This window comes from Fluviicola sp., from assembly GCF_039596355.1.
Lineage (GTDB): Bacteria > Bacteroidota > Bacteroidia > Flavobacteriales_D > Crocinitomicaceae > Fluviicola.
In genome coordinates this window covers 128928-147670 of the sequence record NZ_JBCNJW010000009.1, presented here as the reverse complement: position 1 = coordinate 147670, position 18743 = coordinate 128928, and the positions used below count along the sequence as shown (strand labels likewise).

The 18743-nt window shown below is 43.3% G+C and carries 11 protein-coding genes and 1 tRNA gene; 9 read left to right on the top strand and 3 right to left on the bottom strand.

Annotated features, from left to right (window positions below; genetic code table 11):
* The first annotated feature begins 2 nt into the window (after positions 1 to 2).
* From traM to ABDV94_RS15665, 6 genes are all read left to right on the top strand, one after another.
* Entirely contained in the window at positions 3 to 1220 is a 1218-nt protein-coding gene (traM, locus tag ABDV94_RS15690; protein WP_343748154.1) for a conjugative transposon protein TraM, read from the top strand.
* 21 nt (positions 1221 to 1241) lie between these two features.
* On the top strand, positions 1242 to 2087 hold the full coding sequence (gene traN / locus ABDV94_RS15685; RefSeq protein WP_343748153.1) for a conjugative transposon protein TraN: 846 nt from the start codon (positions 1242 to 1244) through the stop codon (positions 2085 to 2087).
* A 10-nt stretch (positions 2088 to 2097) separates the two neighbouring features.
* Positions 2098 to 3351: a hypothetical protein gene (locus ABDV94_RS15680; protein ID WP_343748152.1), complete on the top strand. Its 1254-nt coding sequence runs from the start codon at positions 2098 to 2100 to the stop codon at positions 3349 to 3351.
* Positions 3352 to 3418: 67 nt separating this feature from the next.
* Positions 3419 to 4450: a hypothetical protein gene (locus ABDV94_RS15675; RefSeq protein WP_343748151.1), complete on the top strand. Its 1032-nt coding sequence runs from the start codon at positions 3419 to 3421 to the stop codon at positions 4448 to 4450.
* 329 nt (positions 4451 to 4779) lie between these two features.
* Positions 4780 to 5085, top strand: coding sequence for a helix-turn-helix domain-containing protein (locus tag ABDV94_RS15670; RefSeq protein ID WP_343748150.1), 306 nt, complete (start codon positions 4780 to 4782; stop codon positions 5083 to 5085).
* On the top strand, positions 5082 to 5294 hold the full coding sequence (locus ABDV94_RS15665; protein ID WP_343748149.1) for a hypothetical protein: 213 nt from the start codon (positions 5082 to 5084) through the stop codon (positions 5292 to 5294). The genes ABDV94_RS15670 and ABDV94_RS15665 overlap by 4 nt, the downstream gene beginning before the upstream one ends.
* A 52-nt stretch (positions 5295 to 5346) precedes the next feature.
* Here the strand turns inward: ABDV94_RS15665 and ABDV94_RS15660 are convergent, their stop codons facing one another.
* Entirely contained in the window at positions 5347 to 6642 is a 1296-nt protein-coding gene (locus ABDV94_RS15660) for a site-specific integrase (protein ID WP_343748148.1), read from the bottom strand.
* A 288-nt stretch (positions 6643 to 6930) separates the two neighbouring features.
* Positions 6931 to 7004: transfer RNA gene (locus ABDV94_RS15655), tRNA-Asp, on the bottom strand.
* A gap of 442 nt (positions 7005 to 7446) precedes the next feature.
* Here ABDV94_RS15655 and ABDV94_RS15650 point away from each other — a divergent pair.
* From ABDV94_RS15650 to ABDV94_RS15640, 3 genes are read left to right on the top strand one after another with little or no spacing between them, the layout of a single operon-like run.
* Positions 7447 to 8166, top strand: a complete 720-nt coding sequence (locus tag ABDV94_RS15650; protein ID WP_343748147.1) for a pirin family protein — start codon at positions 7447 to 7449, stop codon at positions 8164 to 8166.
* 11 nt (positions 8167 to 8177) lie between these two features.
* Entirely contained in the window at positions 8178 to 8795 is a 618-nt protein-coding gene (locus tag ABDV94_RS15645; protein WP_343748146.1) for an NAD(P)H-dependent oxidoreductase, read from the top strand.
* A gap of 17 nt (positions 8796 to 8812) precedes the next feature.
* Complete coding sequence (locus tag ABDV94_RS15640; RefSeq protein ID WP_343748145.1) at positions 8813 to 9331, top strand: YceI family protein; 519 nt, start codon at positions 8813 to 8815, stop codon at positions 9329 to 9331.
* A 323-nt stretch (positions 9332 to 9654) separates the two neighbouring features.
* Here the strand turns inward: ABDV94_RS15640 and ABDV94_RS15635 are convergent, their stop codons facing one another.
* Positions 9655 to 18504 carry a T9SS type A sorting domain-containing protein gene (locus ABDV94_RS15635; protein WP_343748144.1) on the bottom strand — a complete coding sequence of 2950 codons (8850 nt, stop codon included), beginning with the start codon at positions 18502 to 18504 and terminating at the stop codon, positions 9655 to 9657.
* Positions 18505 to 18743: the final 239 nt, after the last annotated feature.

Genomic DNA, 18743 nt, shown 5'->3' with positions numbered 1-18743 from the left:
AGATGAAAACAGAAGTAAAAATGCAACGCGAACGAAAATTTTATCTCGTTCTTCCGATCATAGCACTGCCGTTCCTGACCGTCCTGTTCTGGCTACTTGGCGGTGGAACCGGAGCCAGTGGGCAGGAAAATACAACTTCCGAAAAAGCCCTTAATACTCAACTTCCAGGAGCTGGAAGCGATAACAGGCTAAAGGACAAATTGGCCTATTATGAAATTGCCGAAAAGGACAGTGCTAAAATGTTGGAACTGATGCGGAACGACACCAACTATCGCCCTGGTGCTGGTGGATATAACGCCACTTCACAGATGCCTTATCAAGGTTACGAAGATCCAACAACGCAACAGATCTACCAGAATTTAACCAACCTGGAACGTCAGATGCAGCAGGGTTATGCCCAGGCTCCATCCAGATGGCAAGACTACGACAACTATAGTGGCCAAAGATCATACGGAGGAAGGTCGTCCGGTTCTACAGGCTACGGTAATGCAGGTATGGAACAGACCGAACGCGACCCGGAGATTGACCAGTTAAATTCCATGCTGGATAAGATCATGGAGATACAAAATCCGGAGCTGGCAAACGAAAGGCTGAAAGAAACCACCGAAAAACGTCGCGGACAGGTATTCGCGGTCACTACCCCAACAAAGCCCCAGCAAATTACACTATTGGAAGGGAACAAGACCGAACAGAAAGGCAGTGGGTTCTATGCATTGGACGACAAGGGCAATTCCGTCATCCAGCAGAATGCGATCCGCGCAGTTGTTCATGAAGATCAGATTATAGTGAACGGTTCGACAATAAAGATGCGGTTGGTAGATGAGGTATCTGTAAATGGTGTCCTAATTCCAAAGGACAATTTCATCTTCGGTACAGCACAGCTGAGTGGGGAACGTTTGATCATCAAGATCGAAAGCCTACGCTTCGGAAGGTCAATATTTCCCATCGATCTATCGGTGTTCGATCTTGACGGGCTGGATGGTGTCTACATCCCCGGTTCCATTACCCGCGACGTAGTGAAGCAATCGGCAGATCGTCCGTTGCAATCCATCAGCCTGAGTTCGCTCGACCAATCCTGGGGCGTGCAGGCTGCAGGTGCAGGTGTAGAAATGGTAAAGGGTATGTTTTCGAAAAAAGCCAAACTGGTAAGGGTAAAAGTTAAGGCAGGCTACCAAATCCTCCTGCGTGACGAGAAACAGAAGCAGAGCTTCAGCAGATAAGTAATCTTTAAATCGTGTAATATGAAAAAGTTAAGTGCAACAACAATGGGAGCTTTCCTGTTCCTTGCAGCTTTTAGCTCGGGTGCGCAGGAATACAGCGAAAAAAAGCTCATGGAAATGTCTTCGTACAAACTTGAAATCAGTAATACCAAGACCAGTAATATCATATTCCCGTACGCCATCGTAAGCGTAGACCGTGGAAGCGCAGAAATCCTGGCACAGAAAGCGACTGGCGTCGAGAACATCCTACAGGTAAAGGCAGCCAAGGCGGGTATTACACCATCAAACCTGAGCGTGGTAACAGCGGACGGGAAGCTGACAACTTTCGCAGTCACCTTTTCGGAAAACCCTTCTTCGATCAATCTTTCGCTGGATCCGAACGCAAAAGCAAGGGAAAGCAATATTTTCCTGCCGAAAGAAAATGTGGACGAAGCCGAAGTGCGCAAATACACCGAATTCGTCCTACAGAATAAGGAATATACCTCAAGCTATGGCAAAGGGAACAGCGGTATCGTCCTTAACCTAAGGGGACTGTTCATCAAGGGTGGTATTCTATACTTTCAGTTCAAAGTAAGTAATTGGACCAACATCGGGTACGACATCGACCAGTTCCGCTTCTTTATCCGTGATCAGAGACAAACCAACCGTACCGCCTCGCAGGAGATCGAGATACTGCCGATCTATGTGAACAAGGTTTTGGAGCATGTACAGGGAAAATCTTACGACATCATCGTGTTCGCACTTCCAAAATTCACCATTCCTGACCAAAAGTACCTTGCAGTGCAGATGATGGAAAAGGATGGCGGTCGGCATGTAGCGATGAAGGTAAGTAGCCGGCAGATTTTGCGGGCAAGACCATTGAGGTAGAAAGGGGGAAATGATGTTAGTATCAGAGATTGATTTTGATGTAATACACACCTATTTGGAAGAACAACGTTGGGTAAACGGCTATGAGTTCGTCGCTTATCCAGATAGTGGCTTCCCTATTGAAAAATATGAAATGGCGCTCTTCAATTCGGAAGAAGAAGCACGTGAATATTGCTCAGAAGTTTCTACAGCTTCAGAGGAATTCAAGTTTCTGTCCGTTCGATCGGCCTACCGTGCAATGCAATATGTATCGCAAAAGTTGATCGCGAAGATAGAACGAAACGGGGCTATTGATGTGACCGCAATGATAAAAATCTATCACCAGCAATTAGAATACAAACAATTAACAAATAATAAAAAAGGAGAAGTTATGAATGATCAAGAAAAAAATGGGACAGTTCTCAACGAACAGAATTTCACATTGATTTGTGACAGGATGACTTATTGCGGAATTGATGAAATCCCAACAGATAAGTTAAGGGAAGCAATGCTGACCAAGGCAGAAAAAATCGATCTTAAAACGGAAGTGTCATTAGGTGAGATGGGAAGATCTACCGGCAAGGCCGAAGTCACTCTTCACTTATCCAAGTCGCAGAGCAGTGACAATTACTATCTTAACTCGTACACTTTAAACGTTGCAAGCGAAGACAAAAACATTCTGCCGATCAAACAAAAGTTTTACGTGGACAATGGGATCAAAGTAAGGGAAGCGTACAATCTGATTGAAGGCCGATCTGTATTCAAAACTCAGATCAACCAGTCAGGACAGCCGTACAAAGCTTGGTTGCATATTAACTTTAAGGACACAGATGATAATGGAAACTTTCAATTGGAACGTTTTGGTGAAAAGTATGGTTACGACCTTGAAGCAAAACTTTCCAAACTTCCGATCCCTAAACTCGCAGAGCCGGAGTACAAAGCGGAAGTGATCAAAAGTCTCGAAGCGGGAAATCGTGTTCAAGTCGAATACAATATTGACGGGAAAGATGCCGTGCGATATATTGAAGCTGTGCCGCAATATAAATCCCTAAATGTTTACGGCGAAGATCACAAGCTAATCCGTACGCAAAACAAAAAAAGTAATTCGCAGTCGCAGAATTCAAACAGTCAAACGACAGATCAAAAAACTGCGCTAAAAGACGACGAGTCAAAAGCGAAATCACAAGAAAATGGAGTGAAGGGTAGCCAATCGAAAGTGGACCAAAAAACACAGGGAAATGTCACCGCAAAAGGTTCTGGACGTAACAGATCCGTTTCGGTCTAAAATGGTGTATTAATCAAAATCGGACGCATGCAAATCTGCGTCCGATTTTATCTCAAACAGTGGTATTATGGAATCGGACAAAAGATCAGCTAGCGTCAATAGGATAGAAATCGAATTGATGCGTTGGCGCGAAAAGGAAGAACGTTTCAAGAATGCATTTTCTGTCGATATGTCTTCAAATAAGGCCCTGCTAAAGGAACAACTTCGAGACTATGACCGCATAGTTTCAATGTGCAAGGGATCCAGGGACAGGGATGAACGCTCGATGCTGCGGATTGTCCGGCAAGAAAGGAGAAGTATTCAAAAACAGGTCTATCCAGGCAGATTGGTAAGGCTATTTGTAAAAGTGTTCATAAATCCTGTCAGAAGGTTTATTATCGCCCGCGAGAACAGAAGGTTGGAAAAGGCAAACAGGCTTACAATTTCGTCCTTATTGAAAAAAATGGGCCTGGGTGAACATTTTCCAAAGGTGGAAAAGAAAATGAAAAATGGCGAACCAGAGTTTAAAGTTCCTATTTCGTACCAGGTAAACGAAAATGAGGTAATGAACCACCAATTATCATTTGAAAGAGCTAATTCGGGCGAATACCACCTAGTTCAGAATAAGGTCAGGATGGATAACGAAACTGATCCAGAATTAAGTCGGCAACAAATTTTCATATTGAACGATGGAAAGATATTGACCTCGGACGAGACCTATGAGCTGTTAGCTGGAAGGGCCTTGTGCAAAGATGGCAAATGGATCCGTCTCGACTTTTGTGATAAAGACACAGCAGGAAATTTCCGTGTCAGAGAGTTTCCGGAATCCTATGGATTCGATATTGAAAGATCTTTGCGCGAATTGCCGCTAAAGGATAAATCCCAGATCGGAAAAATTGCAGATGACCTCAAAAAAGGGAAGCGCACAGAGGTCACCATCGGCAGGAATAAATTCTTTGTAGAGGCAAATCCACAGTTCAAGTCTGTAACGATCTATGATTCGAATTCAGAAAAGGTCTCCGTCAGTCGGATCAAAGGAAAAACCACTGTCGAAGAAAATATCTCCGAAGGTCAATCAAACAAGAGGACCACAAAGAACAGAAGACTCGGTGTGGCTTAACCTACTAGATTATGGAAAAAATAAAGCCTTTAAAAGATTTTTTTTGCGCAATAAGAAATGATGGGAGGATCAGTGTAACGCATATAGGAATATATGCTGCGTTGGTTCAGTATTGGTCAGAAAACGGATATCACAATCCGTTTCCAGCATTCTGCCATCAGGTGATGGAAATCGCAAAAATATCGCACGCAACTTATAGAAAGTGCATAAATGAACTTAACGAATATGGCTATCTCAAATATGTTCGGTCATGCAAAAGGACTAAGGCCAGCGAAATCTATTTGCTGATGCCGGATAGCTAAGAAGTGTTTTACTTAAAATCTATTGTGATGGGAAGAGACTGGGAAGAAAGAATAAAGGACAATGAGTTTAGGAATTTCATATTGAATTTGATGGAGGATCTGAAAACTGAAATCATTCAGGAACTGAAGGTAATATTGAAGCAAGGACAAATTCCTAACCTGAAAAAATGGGTTAAATCTGTTGATGTTAAGAAACTGCTGAATATTTCACATGGTAAACTTCAAACTATGAGAAATAGCCGAACTATAACATTTACTAAGGTAGGCGGAACAATATATTATAATATTGACGATATCCAGAGGATGATGGAACAAAGGAGCCGTAAAAGATGAGACAGAAAGAAAGTTCTTCTGGCAAAGGCGATAACGTTCCTCCAACAAAAGAGCATGTCACAATCTATTTTCTTGAAAAAGGAGAATCAGAGGAAGCTGCAAATAATTTTTTTGATCACTATGACAAACGGCGGTGGCGCAACAGGGCTGGACAGTTAATACAAAATTGGAAGGCACACGCTTGGCATGTGATATTTTACGAAAAATAAAAGAAGGGTCTGTCTCAAAATGAGACAGACCCTTCTTTTATTTTATTTCTATTCATGCGGCATCATTTTCTTTTGACCTTCTTATGCTATTCAGCTTATTCTGGGCGCTTGACATACTATCAATCAATCTGCCCTTTCCAACCTGGCAATACTTCACTGTACTTTTGGCTGATCGGTGTCCCAACATCCTTCCAACATCTTCCATTGGCAGATAGCATACATTTAGCATAATATGGGCGAATGTATGCCTTGCCAAGTGTGTGGTAAGATCCCTATTTATACCGCAAAGATCGCCTACCTCCTTTAAGTACCCATTATAATTTTGATTACTTCGCACCGGAAGCAAAACACCTTTAGCAAGCACTAAAGGGTGTGTCTGATACTTGTTAATAATCTGCTCGACTACAGGTAGAACCGGTACAATTTCATCGGACATTGTTTTTGTCCTATCCCTGATCAGCCATTTTTTTTCGTCCCCATGTTCAACAAAATTTTCCAGTGTTAATGCCCTCATATCCGAATACGCGAATCCGGTATAACATTGGAATACGAATAAATCTCTTGTTAACGCAAGCCTTTCATTCTTAATATCCTTTTCCTGGATTTTCAATACCTGTTCATACTCCAAAGGCTTGACCTTTTTTTCGGCTGGATTGTAAGAAAATTTTGAAATTTTATTAATTTCGATCCACCCCTTATCGTAGGCATACTCGACAAATGCCTTCAGATGGATGATCTTTTTTTCCGTAGACGTTGCCTGTAAACGGACGGTTCGCTCTATCGTCATATATTTTATAAATGCCTTAATCCAATCTTTATTTACAGCATCTATGGGTGTATCAGTTTTTCCAGTTAGGTATTTTACAAATTCTGTAATATGCTTGAATGAAGTCTGCCACGTCACAAGGGTGGATTTTTTCATTTCACTGGATTCTACTTTTTGCTCAAGTTCCCCCATTACAATCTTGGCAACAGCAATAAGATCGGTTTGCTTTTCTCTCTCCAATTTTTCTGATTCAATCGACCAATCTACAGCTTTACCCTGATAACGGTTCTTTACCATCTGCGGCGTCACCTTGGCATGCTCACCACACAGTACATCAAAATGCCTTTCGAGTTCCCTTTTAGCTTCCCTAATTCTAAAATTGGTGTCATTGGAGTATTGAGACGTGTCCAGATCTATTTTTTCCTTTTCGTCCCAAAATGCGGGGTTAACCTTTCTGCCAATTGAAAGATCTACATCCTCCCCTTCGATAGTCAGCTTGGCATATAGCGGCGCCAAACCTTTTTTGTCTGCTTTTGACTTAAATAGCCAAAACATAACAGACATTTTCTGATTACTTTTCATTACTACACATTTTTTAAGGTTTACAATGCCACAAGTGGCCTTTTGGTCCTTAAAATCCTATCCCTCGGATAAAAACCATTTACCCAATTTACCAACTGAATGTGGTAAATGAAATGGTAAACACTTTTCTTGAACTATTTTGAATTAGCTTAAACTAGTTATTTGAAAAAATGCTCTGAAAAATGTGCAGAAACAAAAAAAGCGCACTTAATAGTGCGCTTTTAAAGGCTTTTAATACTACCTTGCGGTCCGGACGGGACATGAATTTCGTAAGATATATTAACTCCGCGGTCTGGACGGGACTCGAACCCGCGACCCCATGCGTGACAGGCATGTATTCTAACCAACTGAACTACCAAACCAATTTCTTTTCCTTTGCAGGAGTCAGCAACAGCTGACTTTCGAATTGTGTAATGCTTTTCGTTAAAAGCGTTGCAAAGATACGTCCATTTTTCGTTTCTGCAAGCGATTTGGCAAAAAAAAATGCATTTTATTTTCAGATTTTCCAGTTATAGCTCGAAATCAGAAGATTAATCGTTTCATAAATTGCAGTTAAAATACCCCGATGTAGCTTGTTTTGGATAATTCGCCCGGTGAAATCGACTTGTTCCATCTCCTTAACAATTTTATAAATTTATCCTATTGGTTGAAAAGTCCGGTTTCAAAGGGTTTCACGCCTTCCCCCTCCTTCACCCCATTACCCTAATTCTAAAAAAAGATTAAAAAAATATCTACCATGGTAATTAATTCAAAAATTGTATTACCTTTGTCTTATCAAATCATCCAAATAAGGAGAACAAACAAATGAAAACAATCTTCCACTCAGAAAATTCCAGAGGCCATGCAAACCACGGCTGGTTGAACGCGAAACACTCTTTCAGCTTCGCATCCTGGTACAACCCGGAAAGAGTTCACTTCGGTACCCTGCGCGTATTGAATGATGATACCGTTTCGCCGGGAATGGGGTTCGGAACACACCCTCACGACAACATGGAAATCATCACGATTCCATTAGAGGGAGCCATTGCACATAAAGATTCCATGGGAAACAGTTCAACGATTCAGGCAGGAGAAATCCAGGTGATGAGCGCCGGAACCGGAATTCAACACTCGGAATTCAACCCGAACGATGACAAAGACCTGAAGTTATTCCAGATCTGGCTGTTCCCGAACAAACGAAATGTGGAACCGCGCTACGATCAGCAAAAAATCACGGTAGATGAGCATCCGAATGAATTCGTGCAGATCTTGTCGCCGAACCAAGAAGATGCCGGAGTATGGATTCACCAGGACGCATGGTTCAACATGGGGAAATTCACCGAAGACAAAACCGTTACATACACATTCAAAAATCCGGAAAACGGGTTGTATGTGATGCAGGTGGAAGGAAGTTCTGTCATTGAAGGCCAACAGTTAAATCGCAGAGACGCATTAGGAATAGTTGATACTTCCTCCGTAACTTTGCACATCACCAAAGGTTCTACCGTCCTGTTGATGGAGATTCCGATGGAAGTGAAACTGTAAGGACAAACACAATGAAAAATGCGCTAGCATGGCGTTATGCCACACAAAAATACGACCCGACGAAAAAAGTCAGCGAAGAAGATATGCAGGAAATCCTGGAGGCTATTAACAGCGCTCCGACTTCCTACGGGTTGCAGCCCTTCAAATTGATCCGTGTGAAGTCTGACGAATTGCGGAAACAACTGAGAGCAGCTTCCTACGACCAATCTCCGGTAACGGATGCTTCTGATCTGATCATTTTTACGGTCAACCGAAATATGGACAGTGAACACATCGATTCCTACATGAAGCGAATCGTAGAGGTCAGACAAGTAGAACGGGAAAAACTCAGCCGCTTCGAGCAAAACATTGCCGGAGTATTGGGAACCCTGAGTTCTGCCGAACTGATCGCATGGAACACCAAACAAGCATATATCGGCCTGGGATTCGGATTGGTCATGGCAGCACATTTGGGAATTGACAGCACACCGATGGAAGGCTTCCAGAAAGAGAAATACGATGAGATTCTGGAGCTGAAAGATGATCACGCTGTGTTGGTTCTGACTTTCGGATACCGGTCAGGCGAAGATCACACACAGCACCACAGAAAAGTACGTAAAACGTTAGAACAATTAGTCACAATTAAGTAAATCTAAAAACAACAATTATGAGTACAACTAAATGGGTAATCGACCCAACACACAGCGAAGTAGGTTTCAGTGTAAAACACATGATGTTTACAAAAGTAAACGGAACATTTGACCAGGTAGATGCATCCATTGAAGCAGAAGACGGATTCAAAAACGCAACTATCAGTGCTCAGATCGACGCAAGCTCCGTAAACACCAGAAACGAGCAAAGAGACGGACACTTGAAAAGTGCAGATTTCTTCGACGTAGAACAATTCCCTACAATCAGCTTCAAAGCAACTGCTGATGAGTTCAAATCAGGACACATCACTGGTGAATTCAACCTGCACGGGGTTACCAAACAATTGCCGTTGAAAATCGAATTCCACGGAGAAGGAAAAGATCCTTGGGGGAATGAAAAAGCGGCATTCAGCTTCGAGTCTGAAATCAACCGTAAAGAATTCGGTTTGACCTGGAACTCTGCTCTTGAAACAGGTGGTGTTTTGGTTGGAGAAGACGTGAAGTTAAGAGGCGAAATCCAATTGGTTAAGCAATAATCAGCTTCCAAAAATAGTTTGATGAAGACAGGCCGATCGGCCTGTCTTTTTTGTTTCCATCACACGGGGAATGTTTGACTTATCTCCCCGCTGCACCGATTTCTATGGTATCGTTGTGAGTTCAGCCAAACGATTATACCAATAACACCGGCCCTTTCTACTCCAAAAAGCAACCAGGAAGCACAGCACCAACACAAGCAAACCTGCGTCATTCGCTGAATTTGCGGGAACCCAAACGAATAAGAAGATACCTGACCATTCCACAAACAAAAAGCGGGCACTCTTTCGAATGCCCGCTTTCACAATCTGAATATGCTAATTCATTAGTTCTTCACGATACGCTCAACAGAAGTTCCAACCTCTGTTTTGATTTTCAACGTATAAACTCCTCGTTCGTAAGCTCCAAGATCAATTGAATCTCCGGACTTAATCTGAGTTGTTTGAACCAGTTTACCTTGCGCATCGAACACTTCAACAGTTGCAGCTGGTGCTTCCATTGTCACGATAACCACATCGTGAGTTGGGTTCGGGTGAACTGAAATAGTTGAGATCGCATTTTCTTTGATTCCAACATTGTTGATCGATACACAAGCAGATGTGTCAATACATCCGTTTGCAGTTGTTACGATCGCAGCATAAGAACCATTTGCAGTTGGCGTATACGTTGCAGAAGTCGCCCCCGCAATCACCGTATTCGTTGTACAGTTCAACCATGCAAATGTTCCGCTCACTGTTGAATTCGCAGTAAACGATCCGTTTCCGTTGTTTGTTACCGTCACAACCGGGTTCGGATGAATGGTCAGGTTCAGCGTAATCACAGAGTCACAACCTGCCGCATTCGGGATTGTATGTGTATACGCTCCGGAAGCTGTGTAAGTTTGTCCGCTCAAAGACCACACATAAGAACCACATGAAGTTGCTGATACGGAAGCCGTACTTGGCTGATTGATTGTCAGGTTCAATGTGATAATAGAATCACAACCTGCCGCATTCGGAACCGTATCAGTATACGTTCCTGATGCAGTATAAGTCAATCCGCTTTGAGCCCATGTATAAGAACTACAAGCTACAACCGGAGTCACAGTACTTGAAGTTGGCTGATTGATTGTCAAATGCAGCGTAATCACTGAATCACAACCTGCCGCGTTCGGTACAGTAAATGTTGGTGTAGTTGTAGAAGCTGTATACGTTACTCCGTCAATCCATACGAATGATCCACAAGCTGTTTGTGTATCCGTTCCTGTGTTCGGCTGACCGATAACCAAGTTCAACGTCACAACAGAGTCACAACCTGCCGCATTCGGAATCGTATGCGTGTATGCTCCTGAAGTGTTGTATGTCTGACCATTCAATGCCCAGGTATAAGATCCACATCCTGTAGCCGATACCGTAGCCGTTGTTGGCTGGTTGATTGTTAGGTTCAATGTAATCACAGAGTCACAACCTACCGCATTCGGAATCGTATGCGTGTACGCTCCTGAAGTAGTGTATGTCTGACCATTCATCGCCCAGGTATAAGAACTACAAGCTGTTGCTGAAGTCGATGAAGCTGTGCTATTCTTAATAGTCAGGTTCAACGTAGCTACAGAGTCACATCCCACACTGTTTGTTGTTGTGTAAGTATATGTTCCGGAAGTCGTATGTGTTACTCCGTTCCAGGTATACGTATCACACGCCGTGTGAGCAGTTGTTGACGTTGTAGGGTGCTTCACAACCACGTTCACTGAAGCAGAGTTCGAACATCCGATTGAATTGGTAACAGTAACAGTATACGTCGTATTTGTTATTGGAGCTACGTTTGTTGGATTCTGTGCAGAAGAAGTAAATCCTGCAGGAGCAGATGTCCAGCTATAAGTTGGAGTACCTGCCGCTGACTGAATACTTACATCATCCAGGTGCAAATAGAATTGATCTGCATCGGAATAACAGTTAAATCCAAAATAATAGTTCCCGGAAGTCGACGGAGTATAAGTTACCGTTCCCTGAGCCCAGGTTGTATTCGTTAAACTTGCCCCACCATTGTTGTTCCAAAGTACATTCGTTTGAGCTGCAACAGTGTTCGTATTACCAACAGTTACTTTCAATTTTTCAGGGAAAGTAGATCCTTCCACTTTGTACCAGAATGAAACGTTGTACGTTTGACCTGCAAGCAAGCTCAACTGCGGTGTAATAGCCCATGCATTTGCAGCATTGGCACTATTCCACGCATAACGGATTCCCAAACTTCCTGTATGAGCAGAACCTGAAGCAGAAGTCCAGGAATTTCCGGAACCTGCATTCAACATTGTCCATCCTGAAGGAGGGAATGATTCAAAACCTTCTGTAAAACTAACCGTTGGGTTATTCGCAGTCGCAGAAGATGTGAGGTTAACCGTACTTCCTTCACAAATAGTACCTGCGCTGGTGTTAGCCGTTACAGCTGTAGGTGAAGGATTCACGTTAATGGCATAAGTTGCTGTAGTTACACATCCGTTATTTGCACCACCACTTGCGTCTGTTGCAGTAACTGTGTAAGTTGTGTTTGCAGTCGGAGAAGCATTCACTGTTGCTCCTGTTCCCAAACCACCAGACCAGCTATACGTATAGTTCGGATCGTTTGGACTTGTTACTGTCAAAGCAGTTGAAGTTCCTGAACAGATCGTTGCTGTTCCCGCAACTGAAATAGCAGGAGGAGTTGTAACGGTAGCTGTTACAGCTGTTCTTGCACTTGAACAGGTTGCATTATTTTCTGCCACATAGAATGTTGTTGTGGAAGAAATACTGTACCCTGAAAGTGAGCTTCCTGTTTGTCCGGAAAGAGCTGTACCACCAGTTGAAGCCAGGTACCAGGAATATGTATTCCCTGAAGTTCCCGAACCGGTAACAGATACCGTAGGTACTCCTGTACCACATTGCGTTGCATTGTGTGCAACCGGAGCAGCAGGAGCATTATTAATGGTAACAGCAGGAGTAGTTGCAGTAACTGAACACCCCGTTGTTGGGTTTGTTGCAGTAACAGTAAACGCCTGGCTGATCGGAGCACCACTTGTATTGGCAATAGAAGTGGTTGCAATAGCTGTATTCAATCCTGTTCCCGGAGTCCATGACCAGTTCAGGGAAGAAGTATAGCTTGGTCCAACCTGACCTGCAAAAGTAACCACTGGTCGGTATGCATAAGATGTACCGGTTGCAACCGTACACGCATTCGTTGTACCCAAAAGGCTTGCATTACGGTTTGACGCAGGTGTAGAGACAGATAGGTATGATGAACCTCCGGTAGCCGAAATGTTGTAACAAATTTCGATCAGGATGTTGGATGTTCCATTCCAGTTAAACGGAGTAGAGAATGTATGTGTATTCACACCACTCACCGCCGTATAAGTTGCCGCAGAATAAACCGTTGAAGTCGGATCCGTAAGGAATGTAGCTGTTGTAGCGGAAGCACTTGTGTTCCCCATTTTGATGGTATAGTTGTTTCCTGAACCATTACCTACGGTTGTTACGTTGAATGCAATGGATGTAATGTTTCCAGCTTGCAAACCTGCTGCATTCAATTCAGCAGCAGTAAACACCAACTGGTGTCTGTAATCCCCTGTAGAATATCCGAAACGGTATACACTACTTGTCAAATCTGTTGCACTTTGTGTACCGATCGTTGTTGTACTTGCAGTTGTATTTGCAGATGCACCTGTCAATGTAATCGGATCAGAAGAACAAACCGTAGAAGGTGTTGCTGTTGCGGTACTGATGAAAGGAAGACTGTTTACAGTAACAGTAGCTGTTGCTGTAGCAGCACAACCTCCGTCAACCGCAGTAAGCGTATACGTATAAGAACCTGCAGCAGTTGGAGTAACAGTTACCGAAGTCCCTGTCAAAGCTGTTTCAGCTCCACTTCCTGTTGTTGTACTCTGAGTTGAGTAAGCATAGCTCTGGAATCCTGCGCCGGTATTTGCAGCTGTCAATGTAAAAGACCCGCCGATACAGATAGAAGATACAGAAGCAGTTAATGATACCGGATCCGGTGTTGAAACCGTAACGGTAACCGGAACACGTGCACTTTCACATCCGGTAACGGTATTCAATTCACTTACATAGAATGTAGTCGTTGAAGCAACCGTAGAGGTATACGTTGTAGAAGTGCTTGACTGCAATGCCGTTCCACCTGTAGATGCCGCATACCAGTTAAATGATGGTGTCGGAAGTCCGGAAGTAGATGTGACGTGTGCAGTAGGAACCTGAACACCACACTGAGCAGAGTTTACAGCTGTCGGAGTTGCCGGCAGCGGATTCACTGTTACAGTTACAGTCGGTGCAGGAGAAACCGGACAACCAGATGCCGTAACAGTTAAAGTATATGTTGTTGTTGCTGTCGGAGTTATTGTCAGCGGGTTTGTTGTACCAACAGTTGTTGCCCCGTCAGACCAGGAAGTCGATTGAATAGCCGGAGCTGTATTTCCTACAAAAGTAAAAATTGGTCTTGAAGAAACTGTTGCGGATGAACCATTCCACCCACCCGGAGTAGCACTTCCTGTGTAACCACATACCTCTGCGGAAGTTCTGCTATCAACATATCGTGCATTTCCTGAAACATAAGCAGTATTAACAATGTATAATTGACTTGCCGTATTTGAAGTATTGTTGTTACTCCAACAGAAACTAATTATCACATTCGAAACACCGTCCCAGTTGAAAGGTGTTGAAAGAGAAAAGTTATTTACCCCTACAGCTGGAACAAATGAAGCCGTAGAATACACCTGTGTTCCCACATTTTCAATATTCGCCGTCAAAGCCGCTAAAGCTGTATGATCCATACTGATTCCAAATCCACTCAAAGTGCTTCCCGCAGTTGTAATATTCAATGACATTTGAGAAATATTACCTGCAGACAAACCAAGTGCAGTTAATTCACTTGCACGGATTAAATACTGTGTTTTAACACCTCCATATCCTCCATAGAATGGAGTTACCGCAGGAGAGCCCGTAGAAATATTTGTACCTGTTCCAAGTGTAACCGTTCCTGATTTTAAAAGAGCTGCTTTCAAGACACTGGAAGTACCAGAACACAATACAGCAGGTGATGCTGTTACAGAAGTTGTTACACCTGTTAATGGCTCATCAGCATAACTTGTTCCGGTATAAGAGCCATTGATTCCGAGTGAATTCGTCGCAGCCACTCCCCATGCAATGGTTGCATTTGCAGGAGTAGGTACCGGAATCGTTCCTGTCCATGTAGTACCGGATGTATTGGTCATCACGATGTTCGTTTGAGCCACACCATTCACTGTATATCCAATCGTTGCACCGGTAATTGTACCGGAAGCTGTTGTAATATTCACCGAAACAACACGTGCCGTTGCCGTACATTGTGTTGCTGCAGGAGGAGTCACCGAGTTCAATGTAATTACCGGAGCTGGCGTTAACCCTTCGAATTCGAATGCTCCCAAATCAGGCGCAGTTCCTGTACCTGCATATCCTGCATTCCCCTGGCGGATTGTTCCCGCATAATCATCGGTAATTGCCGGAGTTGAAATATTTACAGCCCCACTCTCTACTTGAGTCGTAATACCAGCAACTGGTTTCAGATAATTTGCACTGGAAGCAGTTGTACTGATAAAGAAGTTTCCTGCAGTTCCGTAACCAGTCCCCGTAAACGCAGCTTCACCAGCAAAAGAATTCACTTCACGTGGTGCAACTGCAGTTTGGTAAGCCGCAATTGTCTGGTAAGAGTTGGTTCCGTCATACATCAGCAAGCGTGTTGCAGATGCTGCACCGGCATAGAACAAGTTACGGTTGGATGTAGAAGCAAAGTTCCCCAAAGCAACAGCCGAACGACGGAATGCAACCGTAATTCCTGTACCGGATGGAGTAGACTCGTTGATGATGATGTTATTTCTCAAATCAAGAGCAACTGTAGTAGCTGTAGCGCTCGCTGCATGATACACCCCGGAAGTACCGAAGTTCGTTCCGGTTGAAGATGCATTCAAATACACCGAGTTGTAATAAACGCGGTAAGTAGATGTTGCTGTTGTAGCCGGAAGTGAAATACCACGAATCGGATCAGCAGCCGAAGCTGTTGGTGCTTTCAAATCCCCGATAACATTGTTGTAAATATTTACGGTTGACGTACCGGTACTTGTGCTTGGGATTACAATACCATTAACAGTAGAACCAGCACCTGCTGAACTTAGGTTATACACCTTGTTCTTGAATATAGAAACGGTTGTTCCTGCTGTGGAAATAATACCACTTACTGTTGCTGTCCCCGTTGAAGAGTTTGTAAAGGTCAAACCATTCACAGTATTCCCGGAGAACGTCTTCGTAGATGTGGTTGTATTGGTGTAAATACCCGCGATAATATTTGAGGTTGACGTATTTGCTCCTGCGATAGACAGGTTATAAACCAGGTTATTGGTAATATTCTCAACTGTCGGAGAAAGCAAATCATAAATACCGTATACAACTGATGAAGATGTACCTGAATTGGCAGTAAATGCCAAATCGTGAATGATATTATTGTTGATTGTAAACTGTGTTGTTCCTGCCGACAAACCGTAGATTGTTCCGGAAGCACCTGTAACAGAAGCACTAAATATGTTGTTGCTATTCGCTGTCAATGTAGTAGGGGCACCACCACCAACTCCTGTCAATGTCCCTGCAGCCAGCAAGGTATTTGAAACCGTGTTGTTACTGATTACCGCAGTTGTTGGTGATCCTGTGTTGGAAATTCCGGTCAAAACTGAACTGGTGCTGTTCGCGTAGTTCGTAATATTATTGATCGTATTCCCCGTAATCGTTAACGTAGTGGAACTACCTGAAGCAGTAATACCAACAAGCGTTGAACTAGCTGTCGTTGTTCCTGAAACTCCTGAAACAATCGAATTCGCTACAGAACCACCGATAGCATTTCCGGTAATTGTTGTTGCTGTAGCAGATCCTGTATTGTTAATCCCCGTGAAGTAAGTATAAACCGCTGCCGCACTTCCGGCTGCCGTAATACCACCAATCACGTTATTGGAAACAGTCAGAGTTCCTGTTGAGTTTGCATGGATACCATAGGTATAAGCATTCGCAGAATTCGAAATTGCAATTGCTCCAGTAGCCGTACCCGATCCAATCGTATTCGGAGTCACATTCCCTACGGAAACACTTCCTCCAAGAATGGAAATTCCAGCAAAAATACCCGGAGCAGAAGTCGTATTACTTGACGATGTCAATGAAATTCCGGAAATCTGGTTCCCCTGGATAGAAGAAGCTGTTCCGGTATTGGATGCTGTCAACTCGATTCCGAAGAAACGTCCCGCACTTCCTGTGTATGTTGTAACACCCGTTGCAGAAGCACTTGAATAACCGATCACGTTATTGGTAATCACATATCCGTTACCACTTGAAGTGATAATATTGATCCCTCTGTGCTGACTTGCGCTGGTAATTGTTCTTGTAGCTGTCTGGTAGAATTTATTCGCACTGATGGTCCACGCAGAACTGTTGCTTGCAAGTAAAACACCATTAGATGCATTTGCAGCACCGAAGTAGTTATAAATGTTTGAATTGCTGACCGTGTTTCCGCTGTTATCCACCGAAGTTGATGTTCCTGCAGAGTAAATTGCGTTCAAAGGGAAAGACGCTCCATCTTTGATATCACAGTTATCAACCAGGTTGTTATCATTACCAGTTGTTCCTGTACTACCTGCAAAAACGATTGTTCCCGAAGATGTAGATGTATTGGCACTGTGAATTGTCAGATACTGTAATGTATTTGATCTGGCATCATTCACAAATTGCACAGCGTAACTTGTACCTGCATTTGTATTGGAGATAACCAGGTCTTTTGCACCTGTTTGGTTTACACGACCGTCAAACGTTAGATTCGTAGCTCCATTCAGGTTCAATGTTCCCGTTGTGTTCGCACTTGTAATTGAAAGTCCGGAAACGGTAGGATAAACCTTCACGGAATAAGCCCCCGTTGCAGCGCTGTTACAGCTCAGGATCGGGTATGTTTCAGGCGCAGCCGGATAACCGGTGATCAATTGTAATTCAACGTTCCCTGTCAGACCCTGCGCATTAATATCTGCAAAAGCCGTTGTCAGATTCGTATAAGTTCCGGATGTTCCGACAGTGTAAACTCCTCCTGCGAGAGCAGGAGGATTGGTTGCCTGACTCCCTAATAAATCTGGAGTACTTTCTCCTATTTCAGAGAATGCAACAACCTTCCAGTAATAAAGCGTAGCCATTGCCAATCCTGTTGCAGGATAAGTAGTTGTATTTGCAGCCAACTGACTAGCCAAAGTGTAAGTTACCCCATCAGTAGAACGATAAACACGGTAACCACTTTCTGCAGCAGCATTGTCTACCCAATTTAACGTCATTTGATTAATGCCTACACCCGAAAAAGCAAGTACGGATGGAGCTATCGGAATCGGAGGAGGTGTAAATGAATAAACACGACGTGTTCCTTCTACACTTGTCCCGATATTCGCAATCAATGGCGATCCGGTAGTTGTTCCTGAACCGGCAGCAAATGTATTGGTGGAAAAAGTCGCTGAACCGGCAAAAGTCGGTGAAGCACCTACTGTAACCACACCCTGAGTTGTTGCAGTAGTTCCTGCAGTGATTCCGATGGAACGTGCTACAGAAAAAGCATACGAATTATAGATCGCTCCATATACGAAATCAATCTCACCATTCGCTTCATTCAGCCAAAGCTGCATATTCCCTGCATTCGTAATATCTGTGTAATACACATAAAACTGATTCCATTCCAAAACAAACTTTCTGTTTGGAGCAGAACCAATCACTTTATAACGGATTCCACCATTCACCTCATTGTCTCCCCCCATCGGAAGCAAAAGAGGAGTTCCCGTACTGGGAGCAGCACTAGTTCCAGAAATCGCCGTAGCTCCTCCTGAAGTATGAAACAAAAACTGCCCGTTAGAATTTGTGCTGAAATGCGAGTACGAGACCCCCATAAAAACGAAATTAAACCCAATCGGGGTAACAGCTGTAGCAGCATCGTCGTTATTACCCGTAAGTAAAGACGTAGATCCTGACGATAAATCTTCCAGCGTACCAGATGTAGAGGTACTGAAAGCGTAGTTGGCAATACTTTGAGCCCTTAGGACGGCATGTGGAGAAAAACACATGAACCCGAACAAGGTCAAAAAGAAGAGCCACTTTTTAAAGGAATTGTTCTTCATAAGTAATTTAAAAAATTAACAAAAAAGTATGCTTAAAGAAAAGTTAGGGCCGAGTTGTACCGGCTTACGCTATAGTTTAAGTAACACTACAAAAATGTTACTATCTGCGATACTTACAAAATTGATGTTGAGATTGATACCACAATAATTGATAAGGTAAACCGATTTAGCCTAAAATTGAGGAAACTTAAATAAATAGTTAAATCCTAGTAAAATCTAGTGTTGAAGCCATAAAAAAG